Source organism: Streptomyces sp. NPDC048269 (genome assembly GCF_040652395.1).
In the GTDB taxonomy this organism is placed as follows: Bacteria; Actinomycetota; Actinomycetes; order Streptomycetales; family Streptomycetaceae; genus Streptomyces.
In genome coordinates this window covers 20,751-36,765 of record NZ_JBEZLW010000029.1, presented here as the reverse complement: position 1 = coordinate 36,765, position 16,015 = coordinate 20,751, and the positions used below count along the sequence as shown (strand labels likewise).

Genomic DNA, 16,015 nt, shown 5'->3' with positions numbered 1-16,015 from the left:
CCTGCTCGGCCAGGCTCGGTCGGCGGCGGGGGTCAAGGACGCCCCTGGGCGTCGGGGTCGGTTCCGGAATCGTCCGGCGTTCGCCAGGACTCCTGCCGGGCGCGTGAGGGTGGACTCTGGTCCGACGGTCGCGCGCCGGGATCCTTGCGGGTCGCGGCACGCCGGGTGCCGTACCAGAAGGCGCCGATCAGCAGCGCGACGACGACCAGGCCGACCACGATCAGGAAGAGGGACGGGAAACCGGAGGCTGCGAGGGAAACGGAGGCGATCATGGCGAGCGCCTACCCGCTATCCCGTGCTTTGCACATGCGGGGCGCACGTCCCTCCGAGTCACTCCGGCCGGCAGCGTCCGTACCGGCCGTTGCGGATCCCGGCCACCCGGACGCCCGTTCCGCGGACCCGGCGACGACGGCGTGCCACGTGGGGCGGCCCCGTCGGCGCTCCGTGCCGTTTTCGCCCGACGCCGTGGGGCAGGCGGCGAGGCATGGATCAGTCGAAGACTCCCGTACTCGACGCGTTGGCCGCGTACCACCAAGCCGGCCAGACCCCGTTCACCCCTCCGGGCCACAAACAGGGCCGCGGTGCCGACCCCCGGGTGCGGGCCGTGCTGGGCGACGCGGTGTTCCGTTCCGACGTGCTCGCCACCAGCGGCCTGGACGACCGGACGTCCTCCCAGGGCGTCATCGAGGAGGCCCAGGCACTGATGGCCGACGCCGTCGGCGCCGACCACGCCTTCTTCTCCACCTGTGGGAGCTCGCTCTCGGTGAAGTCAGCCATGCTGTCCGTCGCCGGGCCGCACGAAAAGCTGCTCGTCGGGCGGGACGCCCACAAATCCGTCGTCTCGGGCCTCATCCTCTCGGGCATCCGACCCGTGTGGGTGGACCCCCAGTGGGACGCCGGACGCCACCTGGCCCACCCGCCGTCCGCCGACACCTTCGAGGCGGCCTTTGCCAAGCATCCCGACGCCCGGGGCGCGCTGGTGACCACGCCGACCCCTTACGGAACCTGCTCGGACCTGGCCGCCATCGCCGAGGTCTGCCACACGCGGGGCAAACCCCTCATCGTCGACGAGGCGTGGGGCGCCCACCTGCCCTTCCACCCCGACCTGCCCACCTGGGCCATGGACGCCGGGGCCGACGTGTGCGTCACCTCCGTGCACAAGATGGGCTCGGGCCTGGAACAGGGTTCGGTCTTCCACCTCCAGGGCGACCTGGTGGAGCCGGGGGTGCTCAAGAGCCGCGAGGACCTGCTGGGCACCACCAGCCCCTCTGTGCTCGTGTACGCGGCACTGGACGGCTGGCGCCGGCACATGGTCGAACACGGAAAGGCCCTCTACGACGACGCGCTCGCCCTCGCCGGGCAGGTCCGCAGCCGGATCTCCCGGATCGACGGCATGCGGGTGCACGGCCGCGAGGACTTCTGCGCGCCCGGCAGGGCGGCGGACATGGACCCCCTCCAGGTCATCATCGACATCAGCGCGTGGGGGGTCACCGGCTACCGGGCCGCTGACTGGCTGCGCAGCAACCACCGGATCAACCTCCACCTCGCGGACCACCGCCGCATCAGTGCCCAGCTCACCCACGCCGACGACGCCGAGACGGCCGGCGTCCTCCTCACGGCCCTCACCGACCTGGCCGCTCACGCGCCGGAACTCCGTACGGGACAGCCCGTCCACGTCCCGTCGCCGTCCGGGCTGCGGCTGGAGCAGGCGGCGCTGCCCCGCGACGCCTTCTTCGGGCCGACGGAACAGGTGCCCTGGGCCGAGGCGGAGGGACGGATCGCCGCCGAGATGCTGACCCCCTACCCTCCGGGCATCCCGGCCGTGCTGCCCGGCGAACGGCTCAACCGTGACGTCCTGCGCTACCTCCGTTCCGGAGTCGAGGCGGGCATGGTCGTACCCGACGCGGTCGACACCCAGGTCACGAGCATCAGGGTGCTCCGCGAGGACCGGTGATGTCCGGCGGGGGTACGCCAGCCCGCCAGCCCGCCAGCCCGCCAACCCGCCGGCCCGGCCCGTCACCGCCGGAGCCGGGCGAACGCCGCGTTTCGCGCCGACGTGCAAGGAGAAAGGGTTCATTCCGGGACAGCGGGTAGGCGAACCGCAGCCGCAGCTCCAGGCAGCAGCTCGACGGCATCGGGCAGATGCCGCGAACCCCTGCCGATGAGGGTGAGGACCACCCGGACTCCGTTTGGCCCAGGTGGCTTCCCGGTCATGGCTGAGGCGCCCAGCAAACCGTCCCTTGGGAGAAACGATGACCACTGAGCACTCCGACGCGACTCCGGAGACGGGAGACGGCGGCCTGCCGGGGAAGCCCGGGCCGGTGTCCCCGTCCGTGGCCGAGCCCACGCAGCCGGCGCAGCCGCTTCCTCCGAAGCCGGACCAGACCGGCCCGGAGACCGTGAGCCCCACCGGGCAGCCCACCGGGGCGGAGCAGGCACGTACGGCGCAGAGCGGCGCGTACCTGACGACGGCCCAGGGGGCACGGCTGTACGACAGCGACCATTCCCTGAAGGCCGGAGCGCGGGGACCGGTCCTGATTCAGGACCACCATCTGCGCGAGAAGATCATGCACTTCGACCACGAGCGGATTCCGGAGCGGGTGGTGCACGCCCGTGGCGCCGCGGCACACGGCGTCTTCCAGGGGTACGGGACCGCAGGGGAGGTGTCCAAAGCCGCCTTCTTGGCGAAGGACGTGGAGACCCCCGTGTTCGTCCGCTTCTCCACCGTGCTCGGCTCCCGGGGCTCGGCGGACACGGTGCGCGACACCCGCGGGTTCGCGACCAAGTTCTACACCGACGAGGGCACCTTCGACCTGGTCGGGAACAACATCCCGGTGTTCTTCATCCAGGACGCGATCAAGTTCCCCGACATCATCCACGCGGGCAAGCCGCACCCCGACCGCGAGATCCCGCAGGCCCAGAGCGCCCACGACACCTTCTGGGACTTCGTGTCCCTGCACACCGAAGCCACCCACCACACCTTGTGGAACATGTCCGACCGCGGGATTCCCCGCTCCTTCCGGATGATGGAGGGCTTCGGCGTCCACACCTTCCGCCTCGTCAACACCGCCGGGGACACCGCGCTGGTCAAGTTCCACTGGAAGCCGAAGCTCGGCGTGCACTCCCTGGTCTGGGAGGAGGCCCAGCTGATCAACGGCATGGACCCGGACTTCCACCGACGGGACCTCTTCGACGCCATCGAATCGGGCGCCTTCCCGCAGTGGGAGCTGGGCATCCAGGTCTTCCCCGACACTCCGGAGCAGACGTTCGAGGGAATCGACCTCCTCGATCCCACCAAGATCGTCCCCGAGGAGCTCGCCCCCGTGCAGCCCATCGGCCTGATGACCCTGAACGCCAACACGAAGAACTACTTCGCCGAGACCGAACAGGTCGCCTTCCACCCCGGCCACCTGGTTCCCGGGATCGACGTCACTGACGATCCGCTGCTCGCCGGCCGGTTGTTCTCCTACCTCGACACCCAGATCAGCCGCCTCGGCGGCCCGAACTTCGGGCAGATCCCGATCAACCGGCCGCAGGCGCCCGTCAACGACATGCTCCGCGACGGCATGCACCAGACCGCCGTCCACACGGGCGTGGCTCCGTACCGGCCCAACAGCCTCGACGGCGGCTGCCCCTTCCTCGCCGGCGCCGACATGGGCGCGTACATCGAGACACCCGTGAAGGTGCCCGAGGCGAGCAAGGTCCGCGAGGCACCCGCCTCCTTCTCGGACCACTTCAGCCAGCCCCGGCTCTTCTGGCTCAGCATGAGCCCGCCGGAGCGCGAGCACATCATCGCCGCCTACACCTTCGAGCTGAACAAGTGCTTCGAGCAGGCGGTCAAGGAGCGCACCCTCAACGTGCTGGCGAACATCGATCCGCAGCTGTGCGAACACGTCGCGGCGGGCCTGGGCTTGCCGGCTCCGGCCGCCAAGGAGTCACTCGTCGCGGTCGACCCCAGCCCCGCCCTGTCCCAGCTGGGCGGGACGTGGCCGACGGACGGCCGGGTGGTCGGGATCGTCGCCGACGATGCCGCCGACCTGGCGGGCGTTCGCGCCGCCCGGCAGGCCGTCCTCGACCGCGGCATGGTGCCGCTCGTCATCGCCCCGGCCGGTGGCACGCTCGACGCAGGCGGCGATCCCATCGCCGTCCAGCGGACGTTCGCCACCGCCCGCTCCGTCGAATTCGACGCGCTCCTGTTCGCCGGCGCACCGGGTCCCGGCTCCGACGCTTACGGGGCTCGCGACGCCAAAGCCGGAGCTCCTGCACCGCAGGGGCCCGACCCCCGAGTACTGCTGCTGCTCACCGAGGCCTACCGCCACGGCAAAGCCGTCGGCGGATGGAACGAGGCCTCGGCGGTCCTCGAAGCGGCGGGCATCGGAACGGACGTGCCCGGTGTCATCGTCGGCGACAGCGCTACGGGGGCCGTGGAGGCGGCCGCCGCAGCCCTGGCCGCGCACCGTGCCTGGGACAGGTTCCCGCCCGCACTCTGACCTCCCGGAGGCGTCTGGGCACCGGCGCGGCGTGCGGGACCGGCGCTCCGCATAGCCGAGGCCAGGGAGGGCAGGCGCAGGTGGACGTGACGGGTCGATCTCGGGTGGCGACATGCGCAGCGTAGGTGTGGAAGAAGAACTGCTGTTGGTGGACGCGCGCAGCGGAGCGCCCCTCGCCGTCTCGGGGACGGTTCTGGCAGCCGCGGATCGCCGGGGGTGGCAGGAACCGGACCGCAGGGGCGGGAAGTCCCACGAGTTCGAAAAGGAGCTGCAGAAGGAGCAGTTGGAGTTCGCCACCAAGCCGGTGACCGAGATGGGCGAACTCCAGGAGGAGATCACCCGGATCCGCGGCGAGGCGGGCCGCCACGCGGCGAACGCCGGCGCGGTGGTGGCGGCCGTCGCGACCTCGCCGCTCCCGGTGAAGCCCTCGCTGAACGTGGGCAAGCGGTACCAGTGGCTGGGGGAGCAGTTCGGGCTGACGGCCCAGGAGCAGCTGACATGCGGCACGCACGTCCACGTATCGGTGGCTTCCGACGAGGAAGGCGTCGCCGTCCTGGACCGGATCCGTCCCTGGCTGGCCGTGCTGACGGCGATGAGCGCGAATTCGCCGTACTGGCAGGGCGAGGACAGCGGTTACGGCAGCTACCGCAGCAGGGTGTGGAACCGGTGGCCGTCGGCGGGGCCGGTGGATGTCTTCGGCTCTGCCGACCACTACCACGAACAGGTCCGCACCATGATCGGGACCGGGGTGCTGCGGGACGAGGGCATGATCTACTTCGACGCGCGCCTGTCGGCCACGTATCCCACCGTGGAGGTGAGGGTCGCCGACGTATGCCTGCACGCGACGACCCCCGTCCTGCTGGCCGCCCTCATCCGCGGCCTCGTGGAGACCGCCGCCCGCGCCTGGCGGGACGGCGAGCCACCGGCCAGGATCGGCACGAGCCTGTTGCGACTCGCGTCCTGGCGCGCCGGCCGCTCGGGACTGGACGGCCCCCTGCTGCACCCCGAGACGATGCGGGAGACCTCCCCCGCCCACGCCGTCGACGCCCTGTACCAGCACGTGCGCCAGGCATTGGTGGACCACGGCGACGACGAGCGGGTCCGCGAGGGAATCGCACACCTCCACGAACGCGGGAACGGCGCCCGTGTTCAGCGGCAACTCTTCCGGAGCGAAGCGAGCCTCGCCCGTGTGGTGACCGAGTGCGCACGGATGACCAACGAGGGTTGAGGCGGACCCCGTTCGCGGAGACCGGCCCCTTTCGGACCCCTTCAGGTCCGTTCCGCAGAGGCCGACGCTCCTGCGGAGATCGTTCCGACGGAGTGGCGAGGCGACCGTGCCCGGCCCGTGCCTCTCACGCGCTACTGGCTGCTGGAGCGTGCGGCACCGCGGCAGCCGCGCTCGGCACTGCCCCGTGGCGGGCCTGCTCGAAGGTCCGGAGCAGGTCTGCCGCGACGCTCACCGCGATCGTGGCGGGTTCCTTGCCAGTGATCTCGGTCAGGCCGATCGGGGTCTTGATCCGGTCGATGGTGGCGGCGTCGTGGCCGCCCTCGGCGGCCAGGCGTTGCCGGAACCGCGCCCATTTGGCGGACGAGCCGATCAATCCGACCGAGCCGAGACCGACGGTGCGCAGGGCGGCGTCGCACAGGGCCGCGTCCTCGGCGTGATCGTGGGTCATGATCAGGACGTGGGTGCCGGGCGGCAGCTCCGCGAGCACCTCCTCCGGAAGCAGGAGCGTGTGGTGCACGTGGATCTGCGCCACCGCATCCGCGAGCACACCGAGCCGTTCGTCGGCGAGCATGTCGGGGCGGGTGTCGATCAGGTGCAGATCGAGGTTGTGGCGGGCCAGGATGCGCGCCAGCTCCAGCCCCACGTGCCCGACGCCGAAGATGGCCACCGCTTCGACCACCGGAAGCGGTTCGAGAAGTACGCTGACGGCTCCGCCGCAGCACTGCACGCCGTGCCGGCCGGTGACCTTGTCGTTGAGGGCGAACTCCATCAGCTCCGCTTCCGGATCGGGCGCGCCGATCAGCTCGCGGGCCCGGTCGATGGCGACGGCCTCGATGTTGCCGCCGCCTATCGAACCCCACGTTTCGGTCTGGCCCACAACGAGTTTGGCACCGGCCTTGCGGGGCGCGTGGCCGCGCACGGTCGCGACGGTCACGAGCACGCCGGTTTCCCGGCGGGCCCGCAACCGCGCGACCGCGGCCACCCACGTCATGTCAGGCATTGCTCAAAGCGGTCGTGCCGGTGAGGATCTCGCTGCCATCGGGCTTCACGTCACCTCGGCGGGCCGCTTCGATCGCCCAGTACACCGCTTCCGGTGTCGCGGGGGCGCCGAGTTCCACGCTGACCCCGGCGGGTCCGAACGCCGCGGCGGCCTGCCGCAGCGCCTCGCGCACCGAGAACGCCAGCATCAGCGGAGGCTCACCCACCGCCTTGGACCCGAAGACCGCGCCCTCCTCGGTGGCGTTCTCCAGCAGCCTGACGTGGAACTCCTCGGGCATCTCCGAGAAGCTCGGCAGCTTGTACGTGCTCGCGGCCTGGGTCAGCAGCCGGCCGCGGTTCGGCCCGTCACCGGTGTCCCAGCGCATGTCCTCGAGCGTCAGCCAGCCCGCGCCCTGAACGAAGCCGCCCTCGACCTGCCCGATGTCGATCATCGGGGAGAGGCTGTCGCCGACGTCGTGCACGATGTCCACCCGCCGGATGCGGTACTTGCCGGTGAAGCCGTCCACTTCCACCTCGGTCGCGGCGGCGCCGTAGGAGAAGTACTTGAACGGCGAGCCCCGGAACGTCTTCGCGTCCCAGTGCAGACCCTCGGTCCGGTAGTAACCGGCCGCCGACAGCTGGACCCGCTGGAAGTACGCGGTGCGCACCAGGTCGTCCCAGGTCAGCTCCTTGTCACTGCCGAGGACACGCGCGACGCCCTCGACGATGCGCACGTCCGATGCGTTCGCACCCAGCTGGGAGGCGGCCACCTGCAGCAGCCGTACGCGCAGCTGCTCGCAGGCGTTCTTCACCGCTCCACCGTTGAGGTCCGCTCCGGAACTGGCCGCGGTGGCAGAGGTGTTGGGCACCTTGTCCGTACGCGTCGGGGCAAGCCGCACCTTGTGCAGCGGGATGCCCAGTGTGGTCGCGGCCACCTGCAGCATCTTGGTGTGCAGGCCCTGCCCCATCTCGGTGCCGCCGTGGGTGATCAGGACCGAGCCGTCCTTGTAGATCAGCACCAGCGCGCCGCCCTGGTTGAAGGCGGTGAGGTTGAACGAGATGCCGAACTTGATTCCGGTGATCGCCAGCGCCCGCTTGGTGTTCGGGTGCGCGGCGTTGAAGGCCGCGATCTCGCGCTTGCGATCGGCGATGCCGCCGTCCGCCTGCACCTGCTGCCAGATGGTGGAGATCCGTTCGGCCTGCGTGACCGGCTGTCCGTACGGCGTCGTCTGACCCTGCCCCGGCTGGTAGAAGTTGCGCTCCCGCAACTCCATCGGGTCCAGGCCGAGCAGCGGCGCGCACCGGCCCAGGATGTCCTCGATCACCAGCATGCCCTGCGGTCCGCCGAAGCCGCGGAAGGCGGTGTTGGAGACCTTGTTGGTCTTGGCGATGCGACCGGCGACGCGGGCGTTGGGAATCCAGTAGGTGTTGTCGATGTGGCACAGCGCGCGGGCGACCACCGGCTCGGACAGGTCCAGGCTCCAGCCGCCGTCCGCGGTCAGGGTGGCGTCCAGGGCCTGGATGCGGCCGTCGGCGTCGAAGCCGATCTTCCACGTGGCGTGGAACCCGTGGCGCTTGCCGGACATGGTCAGGTCCTGGGTCCGGTTGAGCCGTACCCGGACCGGCCGGCCGGTCAGCTTGGCACCGAGCGCGGCGATGGCCGCGAACCCGTGCGGCTGCATCTCCTTGCCGCCGAAGCCGCCACCCATCCGCAGGCACTGCACGGTCACCTCGTGGCTGTGCAGGCCGAGCACGTGCGCGACGATCTCCTGCGTCTCCGAAGGATGCTGGGTGCTGCTCTGGATGAAGATCTGCTCGTTCTCGTCGACAAGGGCCAGCGCCGCGTGCGTCTCGAGGTAGAAGTGCTCCTGATCGGAGAACTGGAACTCGCCGGTGAACACGTGCGCGGAGTCGGCGAAGCCGGCGTCGATGTCGCCGGTCACCATCACGGGCCGGGCGCCGTGGAAGCTCTCGGCCGCGATCGCGTCCTGCAGCGTGATCAGGGAAGGCTGTGCGTCGAGCTCCACCTCGACGGCCTCCGCACCGAGCCGGGCAGCCTCCAGGGTCTCGCCGAGCACCCAGGCGACGGCGTGGCCGTGGAACATGACCTCGTCGGGGAAGAGCGGTTCGTCGTGCTTCATTCCGGCATCGTTGACGCCGGGTACGTCGGCGACGGTCAGCACGCGGACCACGCCGGGCACGGCGAGCGCGGGCCCGGTGCGCAGTGCGGTGATCCTGCCGCGGGCCTTCATGACCTGGACCGGGTAGGCGTGCAGCACGTCCTTCGTGCGGTGGACCAGGTCGTCGGTGTAGAGCGCGGCGCCCGTGACGTGCAGGCCGGCGCTCTCGTGCGGCAGGGAAACGCCGACGACGGGCTTTTGGGGACGCTCGGACAGATGGCTCATGACGACACCGCCTCGGTGGTCTCGGCGTACAGCTTCAGCAGGCTCTGGCCGAGCATCGCGGAGCGGTACTCGGCGCTGGCGCGGTGATCGTTCATCGGCGTGCCCTGGGCCCGCAGCACCTGGGCCGCGGCCTCGACGGTCTCCGCCGCCCATGGCTTGCCCTCCAGGGCAGCCTCGGTGGCGAGGGCACGGATCGGGGTGGCGGCCACGCCGCCCAGGCCGATGCGTGCCTTGCGGACGATCCCGCCCTCGATGTCGAGCGCGAAAGCGACCGCCACGCTGGAGATGTCGTCGAAGCGCCGCTTGGCGATCTTGTGGAAGGCCGTGACCGGCGACAGTGGCAGCGGGATGCGCACCGCGCGGATGAGCTCGCCGGGACGGCGCACGCTCTGCCGGTAGCCGGTGAAGTAGTCCGCCAGCGGGACCTCGCGTTCACCGTCGGCGCCGGCGAGCACCACCGACGCCTCCAGCGCGAGCAGCACGGGCGGGCTGTCACCGATGGGGGAGCCGGTACCCAGGTTGCCGCCGAGGGTGGCACTGTTGCGGATGAGCCGGGACGCGAACTGCGGGAACAGATCCGCCAGCAGCGGGACGCTGCCGTCGAGGCGGCGTTCGATCTCGGTGAGCGTCTGTGCCGCCCCGATCTCGATGTGGTCGGATTCGACGCGCAGCTCCCGCAGTTCGGGCAGCCGGTCGATGGCGACCACGCAATTCGCCCGGCGGGAACGGATGTTCACCTCCACGCCCCAGTCGGTGCTTCCGGCCACCACCACCGCGTCGGGCCGCTCGCGGAGCAGCTCCAGCACCTCGGTCAGGGTCCCCGGCCGCAGGAACGTGCTGTCGTCCTGGGCGTATTCGGTGGCAACCGGCTCGGGCGGGGATTGCTCGCGACGCTGCGCCAGTGGGTCGTCCTCGGTGGGCGCACCGACGGCGTACGCGGCATCGCGGATCGGGCGGTAACCGGTACAGCGGCACAGGTTTCCGCTCAGCGAGTGCAGGTCGAAACCGTTCGGACCGTGCTCGGGGTCGGTGCTGTCGGCCGAGTCCGCGTCCGAGTCCGCGTGCGCGCAGCGGTCGGGTCGGTAGTACTCGGAGGCCATGCTGCAGATGAATCCCGGTGTGCAGTAACCGCATTGGGAGCCACCGCGGACGGCCATCTCCTCCTGCACCGGGTGCAACGTGGCCGGCGTGCCGGGCTCGCCGGCGGTGGCGAGACCTTCGGAGGTGATGACCTCCTGACCGTCGAGCGCCGCGACCGGGACCAGGCAGGCGTTGACCGCCACCCAGTCAGTGGGCTTGTTCACCCCGGGACGGGCCACCAGGACCGAACAGGCGCCGCATTCACCCTCGGCGCAGCCCTCCTTGGTGCCGGTGAGGCCACGCTCGCGCAGAAAATCCAGCGCAGTGGTGTGGGGTGCGGCCGGTGAAATTGGTGTTTCTTTCCCGTTGACCGTGATCCGCGCCGCTACCATGGCACGTCCTCATTTCGGCGCGTGGTCGATGTGACTATCCTAGTCGCCATTTCAGAGCTTTCTATTTCAGTGGCGCAGCTCGAGTACCCGGAGCGCAACGAATCGGCACGCAAAGAAGTGCCGTAAGCGGTGAAAGAGATGGAGAGGTGCCGGGGCCGCAATGGGGCACGCCGGCGAGGGGGCTGCTCAGCAGCCGTGTGCTACACGACCCGGAGCCCAGGCGATCTCGTGAGCGAGGCGAATCAGTTCGGAGATGATCGACATCCGACTTCGCCTCCTTCCAGTAGCTCACGAGTCGGTACGTACGGTCGAAGTTACGTTGCCGCAGGTTCATCGGTCAAGCCGACGTGGGTCGATTCCGTGAAGGCCGGCCGCTTCGTGTGGCGGGCTTTTCGTACGCGACACCAGTTGTGTCCCGCCGCGCTACGTACCCGGGACGCGACCCAACGCGCCCTCCCTGACGTGAGGTCGGGACCGGTCCAGTGCCGACGGGCTGTGCGAGCGGCAGGATGGGCGAATCGCAGGGACCAGGCCCCGCAAACGACGGTGGTCCTCAAGATCACGGCTCACGAGACCGCTGACGAACCTGGAATGCGGGGTTGAGGACGTCAGTGAACGCAAAATCCTGGTTCTGCGGCTTTGAATCAACCCTCACTGACATGCCCTCACCGTTCCGTGCGGAAGGCGAATTGCCTGTGATCGCTCTGAACTTCAGGTACGGAGTCAAGCCGGGCGTGATCTTTCTCGTCAAGCATTGGATTGATCTTTCTCAAGTTCTGGGATCGATCAGATCGGGTGCGTGGCCGGGGCGTGACCGGTAGTGACCGGCAGTGGCGGCGACCCTAGGCCGGCGTCCGAAGTTCCTGCCCGGCAGGTCCGGCTGCGCTCTCCGTATCAACTCCCGTGGGTCGGCGAGGGGGTTCGATGCGTGCGGAAGTGCCGGTGATCCGGCCCGTCAGGTCTTCAAACCCCTCCCGCCGACGGGCGGGGCCGGCGCAGTGGCAGAGCGGGCGCCGCTTCATCTTCGTCCGTCCTCACACCATGTGGGGATCACCGGTGGCCGCGGCCGTCCCCGCGCCGTTCCCGACCAGGCCGTTCACGAACTACGGCTGCAGCAGCAGGAGCTGGGGGACATCACGCGTGGAACAGTTCTCGTAGAATTCTACGAAAAGCCGGTCTCAGCCTGCGGATGTCTTCATGTCTTCCATCCCTGGCTGATTCCACTCGGTTGGCTGTGTACTCCTCAACACAGGGGGCAACGAAGTAAGTTGCGACGAAGCAAGGGATGAGCGCCGTGGACTTACTCGGATCCGCCAGATGGGCGGAAGGGCTGGACGCAAGGGTCCAGCATCCGGACGCGGCGCCGATCGCGGCCGGTGCTGCCGCATCCAGGACAGTGGGTTCGCCGCCAAGCCGTGGCCGGGGCACCGTCGGCGGCAACCTGGCTACGGCGTCTCCCGCCGACGACAGGAACCCATCCCTGGTTTCCCCCGACGCCCAGATCGGGGTCGCCTCCCTTCACAGCAGCCGCATGATCCCGCCCGGCGCGCCGTTCACCGGCGTCAAGCACAACGCACCTGCCGAGGGCAACGGATCGGCCGCGCCCACCCCGCGCCGAGCGGACTCGCAGACAGTGGAGGTTTCCTGATGGCCGACCCGACTTCTCCTGCCCGCACCCCACAGGACCTCGATGAGTTGATCGGCGGACCGCCCACCATTTCCGCGACGCCCGAGGTCGTGAACGCCATCCGCAATGCGACGGGTTTGAACCTGACCCGCACCCCCGTCGCTCCAGAGCACATCGTCGGCGTCCAGCCGTGATGATCTCCCGCGGGTTGCCGCCGAACGAGCCGGTCTCGAGGCGGCACCCGCGGGGCCAAGTTGCCCCGGGTGCGGTGACCCGCACGGGCAGAGCATCCGGGAAGTCCCCCACCATCTCCGAAAAAGGAGTGACCGTGACCGCGTACACCCATGAAACCAGCATCCAGGAACTCGAGCGCGCCTGGATGGACGAGGCGATCAGACTGGCCACCAACAGCGTGGCGAACGGCGGCGGTCCGTTCGGCGCACTGGTCGCCAAGGACGGCGAGATCGTCGCCGTCGGGAACAACCAGGTCACCGCGACCCTGGACCCGACGGCGCACGCCGAGGTCAGCGCGATGCGTGCCGCCTGCAGGCAGCTGGGCACCTTCTCGCTCGCGGGCTGCGTCCTGGTCACCTCGTGTGAGCCGTGTCCGATGTGCCTTTCCTCTGCGCTGTGGGCGCGAGTCGACCGGATCCTCTACGCCGCCGATCGGCACGATGCCGCGGTGGCCGGTTTCGATGACCGCAAGTTCTACGACCTGTTCGAAAAGAAGCCCGAGTCGATGTGGCCGACGTCGGTCAAGCAGCTGGACCTGCCGAACCGTACGGCGCCGTTCGACGCGTGGCTGGCCAAGTCCGACCGCATCGACTACTGAAAAACCCGGTTCGGTTCACCGTGCCCCGGCATGAGTGAACCGAACCGGCCAGACCTCTGTGGGTCCCACGGGTCGGGGGACGGGCGGATCGACCCCCTGTGAGCCGTCGACCAGTTCGCTGCGCCACGACGAGACGTCGGTGACGCCGCAGAAGCGCTTCTCCGGCAGCGGCGGCTCCGACGCCACCGTCGCGGTGGAACTGCCCGGCCTCACCGATGGCTACGGCTACGCCTGTGTGGCCGCGCACGACCGCCCGTACCAGGCGGGAGACCGGCAGCTCGCACTGACCGGCGACAACAACTCCGAGCGTGTGGATCCGCCCTTCCCGGTGCCGCTGTACGGAAGGACGTACAGGCAGGCCCGTATCAGCACGAACGGAGTCGTCCACTTCGGCGGACCCGAACGACGGCTTCCTCGACGCCAATGACGGCGTCGGGAAACCTTCCGACGGGCGCGGGCAGGCCCTGCTCACGGTGTCGGTGGAGACCACGGGTCTGCCCCCCGGGCGCCGTCCTCACGGCGGGCTCGTCGATCACGTCGGCCAGCGGCACCCCGGTGCTCACCGTCCCCGTCACCGGCGGGGCGTCCTCGGACGCCCCGCCCCGCCCCTCGGCGTCGCCGCCCCTCCCCCTCGGCGTCGCAGGCACGCCCCTCCCCGTCGCCGGCACGCCCCGCGGCGCGCCTGCGCGCCCCGCGGTCGGTCAGGGCCGTGAGGCCCAGGCCGTCGTCAGCCCGTCCAGCCATGCGGGCGGGAGTTCAGCGGCGTCCCACTCCTCCCGCAGCGCCGACGGCGTCGCGGCGAGTCGTTCCAGTACGGCGACGCTGCTGGGGGAGTGGAGGAGGGAGTAGCGGCCGTGGAGCGCGATGGCGCTGCCGGGCCCGTACTCCACGTACAGCCGTTCCAGGCGTACGCGGTGGTCCGAGACGAACTCCGTCAGCCGCCCTGCGTACCCGGCCCGTTCCCTGTCGTTCATCGTGCCGAGTACGGCGGTGAGCACCTGCTCGGAGACTTCCGGATCGAGGTCGGAGAGGGTGGTGAACGAAAGGTAGAGGGGCATCACCACCACCTTCGCCCGCTCAACCTCCATCCTCCCGACGGGGGGACGCGCGTCCGGAGATAGGGCCGACGGACCGGGGCCGACGATGTTCCGCAGAGTCCGTTCGGCGATCCCGCCGAGTTCCTCGGTGACTGCCCGGGTGCCGTCGAGCCAGCCGGACTCGTACAGCTGACCCTTCTCCGTCGGGGCGTTCTCCGCGATCCCGCCGATCTCCCTGATCGCGAGGGCAAGGGCACCGGCCTCGACGAGCCCGATCAGCTCCTCCGCGTCACTGGAGATGATCCCCGCCCGGCCGAGGAGCTGGACGAGCGTGATCTTCACGTTGAGGACGCTGACCGTGTCCAGCTCCTGCCAAGCCGCATCGGCGGCGTTCATGGGTCCTCCTCCTTGTCGCTGGGTCGCCGAGGTGAGCCTACGTTCCCGGTACTCCGGCTTTCAGCAGCCGAGTCTCCCCGGCTCGGCGCGCTTGTCCTGCGGTCTGTCACTCCCCGGGGCCGCGGCGGGCCGTTGAAGCCTTGCGACCGGGGCGTGGAGGCGACGAGGAACGGCTTGGCGGGCGCGACCGAGGTGCACCGGGGACGTGGAACCGTCGTTTCCCCGTTCTCCGGAAATTCCATGGAGGTTCGACGAGGAGGCGACGCGAGGAACGCGACTCTGTCCGACGCGAGTTGCCCGTCGGATCTCAGGGGGCCCCAGGCCCCGCCCGCCGTGCGCCCGCGTGTGTCAGCGGTATTGGCGTCGGTGAAGCGCAGCGGGGTCGTCCGGCCATCGTCCGGCAGGCCGATGTGGTGGCGAGTGCGCCACGAGAGGTGGAGCCGCGCGCGGTCATCGGCCGCGCAGATGGCGCCCGATGACCCCGGCGATGGACCGGACCGTAGTGGTCACGCCCTCGTCACCGGCGGCGTGCCGCGACCGCGCCCGGGCTTTGATCAACGTCGACCGAGGCGGCTCGGCCGGACAGCACGGCTCGGACGGTCCGGACCTCCCGGGCTCAGCTGCGGACCGGGGTGAGGACGACGAAGTCGGCGTTCGACGGGTCGAGGCAGACGGCGAGCCGGCCGACGCCTTCCGCGTCCTCCGGTCCCATCTGTACGCTGCCGCCGTTCCCGGTGACCTTGGAGACCGTGGCGTCGCAGTCGGCGACGGCGAAGACGGGGTGCCAGTACGGCCGTCCGTTCGTGAGCGCGAGGTTCTCCTCGGGCAGCTCCATGAGGCCGCCGTGCATCCGCTCCTCGGGAAGTCCGGCCGGGGTGATGAGGGAGTACGTCCCCCCGCCGCCGGGCAGCTCCATGTCGTTGAACTGCCAGCCGAAGACGCCGCCGTAGAACTCCTTGGCGGCCGCGGCGTCGCTCGTGTACAGCTCGGTCCAGGACAGGGAGCCCGGATCGTCCACCAGCTCTGCGCCCTTGTTCGTGCCCGGCTGCCAGACGGCGAACTGTCCCCCCGACGGGTCGCTGTACTGCGCCATCCGGCCCCAGTCGTCGAGATCCATCGGAGCCACCCGGACCGTGCCGCCCGCGCGCTCCACCGCCTGGGTGGTGGCGTCCGCGTCGGGGACGCTGAAGTAGATCATCCAGGCCGAGCGCGCGCCCTCCTCGGTGAGCTTGCCGAGCCCGGCGACGATCTTGCCGTCCTTCCGGAACATCCCGCCTTCCATGTCCTCCCCCTCGCCCATGGACTCGTATTCCCACCCGAGGACGGTTCCGTAGAAGGCCGCGGCGGCACGGACGTCGGGGGCGCCGAGATCGAGCCAACAGGGGGAGCCAGGGACAAAGTCAGTGGTGATCATGGCGATTGCCTTTCGCAGGTCCTGTACGACCTCAGCGTGGCACCGGATACCGGCGGTCGCCCGTCGACCGTGCCCGCTCCCGGAGGGCAGCCGGGCCGCATGCCGGCCCCGGGGGAGCGGGCCGCTCGCCCGCGTG

General features: G+C 70.1%; 13 protein-coding genes. 7 read left to right on the top strand and 6 right to left on the bottom strand.

All coding sequences use genetic code 11. The features are described 5' to 3' along the window. Nucleotides 1-32: 32 nt before the first annotated feature. The gene (locus tag AB0D48_RS26085) at nucleotides 33-272 is read right to left on the bottom strand and encodes a DUF6479 family protein (RefSeq protein ID WP_362401627.1); all 240 of its coding nucleotides are present in this window, start codon (nucleotides 270-272) and stop codon (nucleotides 33-35) included. A gap of 212 nt (nucleotides 273-484) precedes the next feature. On the opposite strand from AB0D48_RS26085, the gene AB0D48_RS26080 reads away from it, so the two are divergent. From AB0D48_RS26080 to AB0D48_RS26070, 3 genes are all read left to right on the top strand, one after another. Continuing rightward, nucleotides 485-1,954, top strand: a complete 1,470-nt coding sequence (locus tag AB0D48_RS26080) for an ornithine decarboxylase (protein ID WP_362401624.1) — start codon at nucleotides 485-487, stop codon at nucleotides 1,952-1,954. A 298-nt stretch (nucleotides 1,955-2,252) separates the two neighbouring features. Next, on the top strand, nucleotides 2,253-4,490 hold the full coding sequence (locus AB0D48_RS26075; protein ID WP_362401621.1) for a catalase: 2,238 nt from the start codon (nucleotides 2,253-2,255) through the stop codon (nucleotides 4,488-4,490). A 112-nt stretch (nucleotides 4,491-4,602) separates the two neighbouring features. Then, a complete protein-coding gene (locus tag AB0D48_RS26070; RefSeq protein ID WP_362401618.1) occupies nucleotides 4,603-5,718 on the top strand; it encodes a glutamate--cysteine ligase in 1,116 nt (371 codons plus the stop codon). Nucleotides 5,719-5,842: 124 nt separating this feature from the next. Here the strand turns inward: AB0D48_RS26070 and xdhC are convergent, their stop codons facing one another. The 3 genes from xdhC to AB0D48_RS26055 are packed head-to-tail and all read right to left on the bottom strand — an operon-like array spanning nucleotide 5,843 to nucleotide 10,573. Then, a complete protein-coding gene (xdhC, locus tag AB0D48_RS26065) occupies nucleotides 5,843-6,709 on the bottom strand; it encodes a xanthine dehydrogenase accessory protein XdhC (RefSeq protein ID WP_362401730.1) in 867 nt (288 codons plus the stop codon). Nucleotide 6,710: 1 nt separating this feature from the next. Then, on the bottom strand, nucleotides 6,711-9,101 hold the full coding sequence (xdhB, locus tag AB0D48_RS26060) for a xanthine dehydrogenase molybdopterin binding subunit (protein WP_362401615.1): 2,391 nt from the start codon (nucleotides 9,099-9,101) through the stop codon (nucleotides 6,711-6,713). Beyond that, the gene (locus tag AB0D48_RS26055) at nucleotides 9,098-10,573 is read right to left on the bottom strand and encodes an FAD binding domain-containing protein (protein ID WP_362401612.1); all 1,476 of its coding nucleotides are present in this window, start codon (nucleotides 10,571-10,573) and stop codon (nucleotides 9,098-9,100) included. Before AB0D48_RS26055 ends, xdhB begins: the two co-directional genes overlap by 4 nt. A 1,285-nt stretch (nucleotides 10,574-11,858) precedes the next feature. Here AB0D48_RS26055 and AB0D48_RS26050 point away from each other — a divergent pair. From AB0D48_RS26050 to AB0D48_RS26035, 4 genes are all read left to right on the top strand, one after another. Further along, a complete protein-coding gene (locus AB0D48_RS26050) occupies nucleotides 11,859-12,221 on the top strand; it encodes an FAD binding domain-containing protein (RefSeq protein WP_362401609.1) in 363 nt (120 codons plus the stop codon). Next, nucleotides 12,221-12,394, top strand: a complete 174-nt coding sequence (locus tag AB0D48_RS26045; RefSeq protein WP_362401606.1) for a hypothetical protein — start codon at nucleotides 12,221-12,223, stop codon at nucleotides 12,392-12,394. The genes AB0D48_RS26050 and AB0D48_RS26045 overlap by 1 nt, the downstream gene beginning before the upstream one ends. A 134-nt stretch (nucleotides 12,395-12,528) precedes the next feature. Further along, nucleotides 12,529-13,032, top strand: a complete 504-nt coding sequence (locus AB0D48_RS26040; RefSeq protein ID WP_362401603.1) for a nucleoside deaminase — start codon at nucleotides 12,529-12,531, stop codon at nucleotides 13,030-13,032. Between the two features lie 139 nt (nucleotides 13,033-13,171). After that, nucleotides 13,172-13,459 carry a hypothetical protein gene (locus AB0D48_RS26035; RefSeq protein WP_362401600.1) on the top strand — a complete coding sequence of 96 codons (288 nt, stop codon included), beginning with the start codon at nucleotides 13,172-13,174 and terminating at the stop codon, nucleotides 13,457-13,459. 274 nt (nucleotides 13,460-13,733) lie between these two features. On the opposite strand, the gene AB0D48_RS26030 is transcribed toward AB0D48_RS26035, so the two are convergent. Continuing rightward, nucleotides 13,734-14,465, bottom strand: coding sequence for a hypothetical protein (locus AB0D48_RS26030; RefSeq protein WP_362401597.1), 732 nt, complete (start codon nucleotides 14,463-14,465; stop codon nucleotides 13,734-13,736). A 616-nt stretch (nucleotides 14,466-15,081) separates the two neighbouring features. Further along, complete coding sequence (locus tag AB0D48_RS26025) at nucleotides 15,082-15,879, bottom strand: VOC family protein (protein WP_362401594.1); 798 nt, start codon at nucleotides 15,877-15,879, stop codon at nucleotides 15,082-15,084. Nucleotides 15,880-16,015 lie beyond the last annotated feature (136 nt).

What these genes read in the sequence shown, in the direction of transcription:
- AB0D48_RS26085 (WP_362401627.1), bottom strand. Translation starts at nt 272, where the DNA reads ATGATCGCCTCCGTTTCCCTCGCAGCCTCCGGTTTCCCGTCCCTCTTC.
- AB0D48_RS26080 (WP_362401624.1), top strand. Translation starts at nt 485, where the DNA reads ATGGATCAGTCGAAGACTCCCGTACTCGACGCGTTGGCCGCGTACCAC.
- AB0D48_RS26075 (WP_362401621.1), top strand. Translation starts at nt 2,253, where the DNA reads ATGACCACTGAGCACTCCGACGCGACTCCGGAGACGGGAGACGGCGGC.
- AB0D48_RS26070 (WP_362401618.1), top strand. Translation starts at nt 4,603, where the DNA reads ATGCGCAGCGTAGGTGTGGAAGAAGAACTGCTGTTGGTGGACGCGCGC.
- xdhC (WP_362401730.1), bottom strand. Translation starts at nt 6,709, where the DNA reads ATGACGTGGGTGGCCGCGGTCGCGCGGTTGCGGGCCCGCCGGGAAACC.
- xdhB (WP_362401615.1), bottom strand. Translation starts at nt 9,101, where the DNA reads ATGAGCCATCTGTCCGAGCGTCCCCAAAAGCCCGTCGTCGGCGTTTCC.
- AB0D48_RS26055 (WP_362401612.1), bottom strand. Translation starts at nt 10,573, where the DNA reads ATGGTAGCGGCGCGGATCACGGTCAACGGGAAAGAAACACCAATTTCA.
- AB0D48_RS26050 (WP_362401609.1), top strand. Translation starts at nt 11,859, where the DNA reads ATGAGCGCCGTGGACTTACTCGGATCCGCCAGATGGGCGGAAGGGCTG.
- AB0D48_RS26045 (WP_362401606.1), top strand. Translation starts at nt 12,221, where the DNA reads ATGGCCGACCCGACTTCTCCTGCCCGCACCCCACAGGACCTCGATGAG.
- AB0D48_RS26030 (WP_362401597.1), bottom strand. Translation starts at nt 14,465, where the DNA reads ATGAACGCCGCCGATGCGGCTTGGCAGGAGCTGGACACGGTCAGCGTC.
- AB0D48_RS26025 (WP_362401594.1), bottom strand. Translation starts at nt 15,879, where the DNA reads ATGATCACCACTGACTTTGTCCCTGGCTCCCCCTGTTGGCTCGATCTC.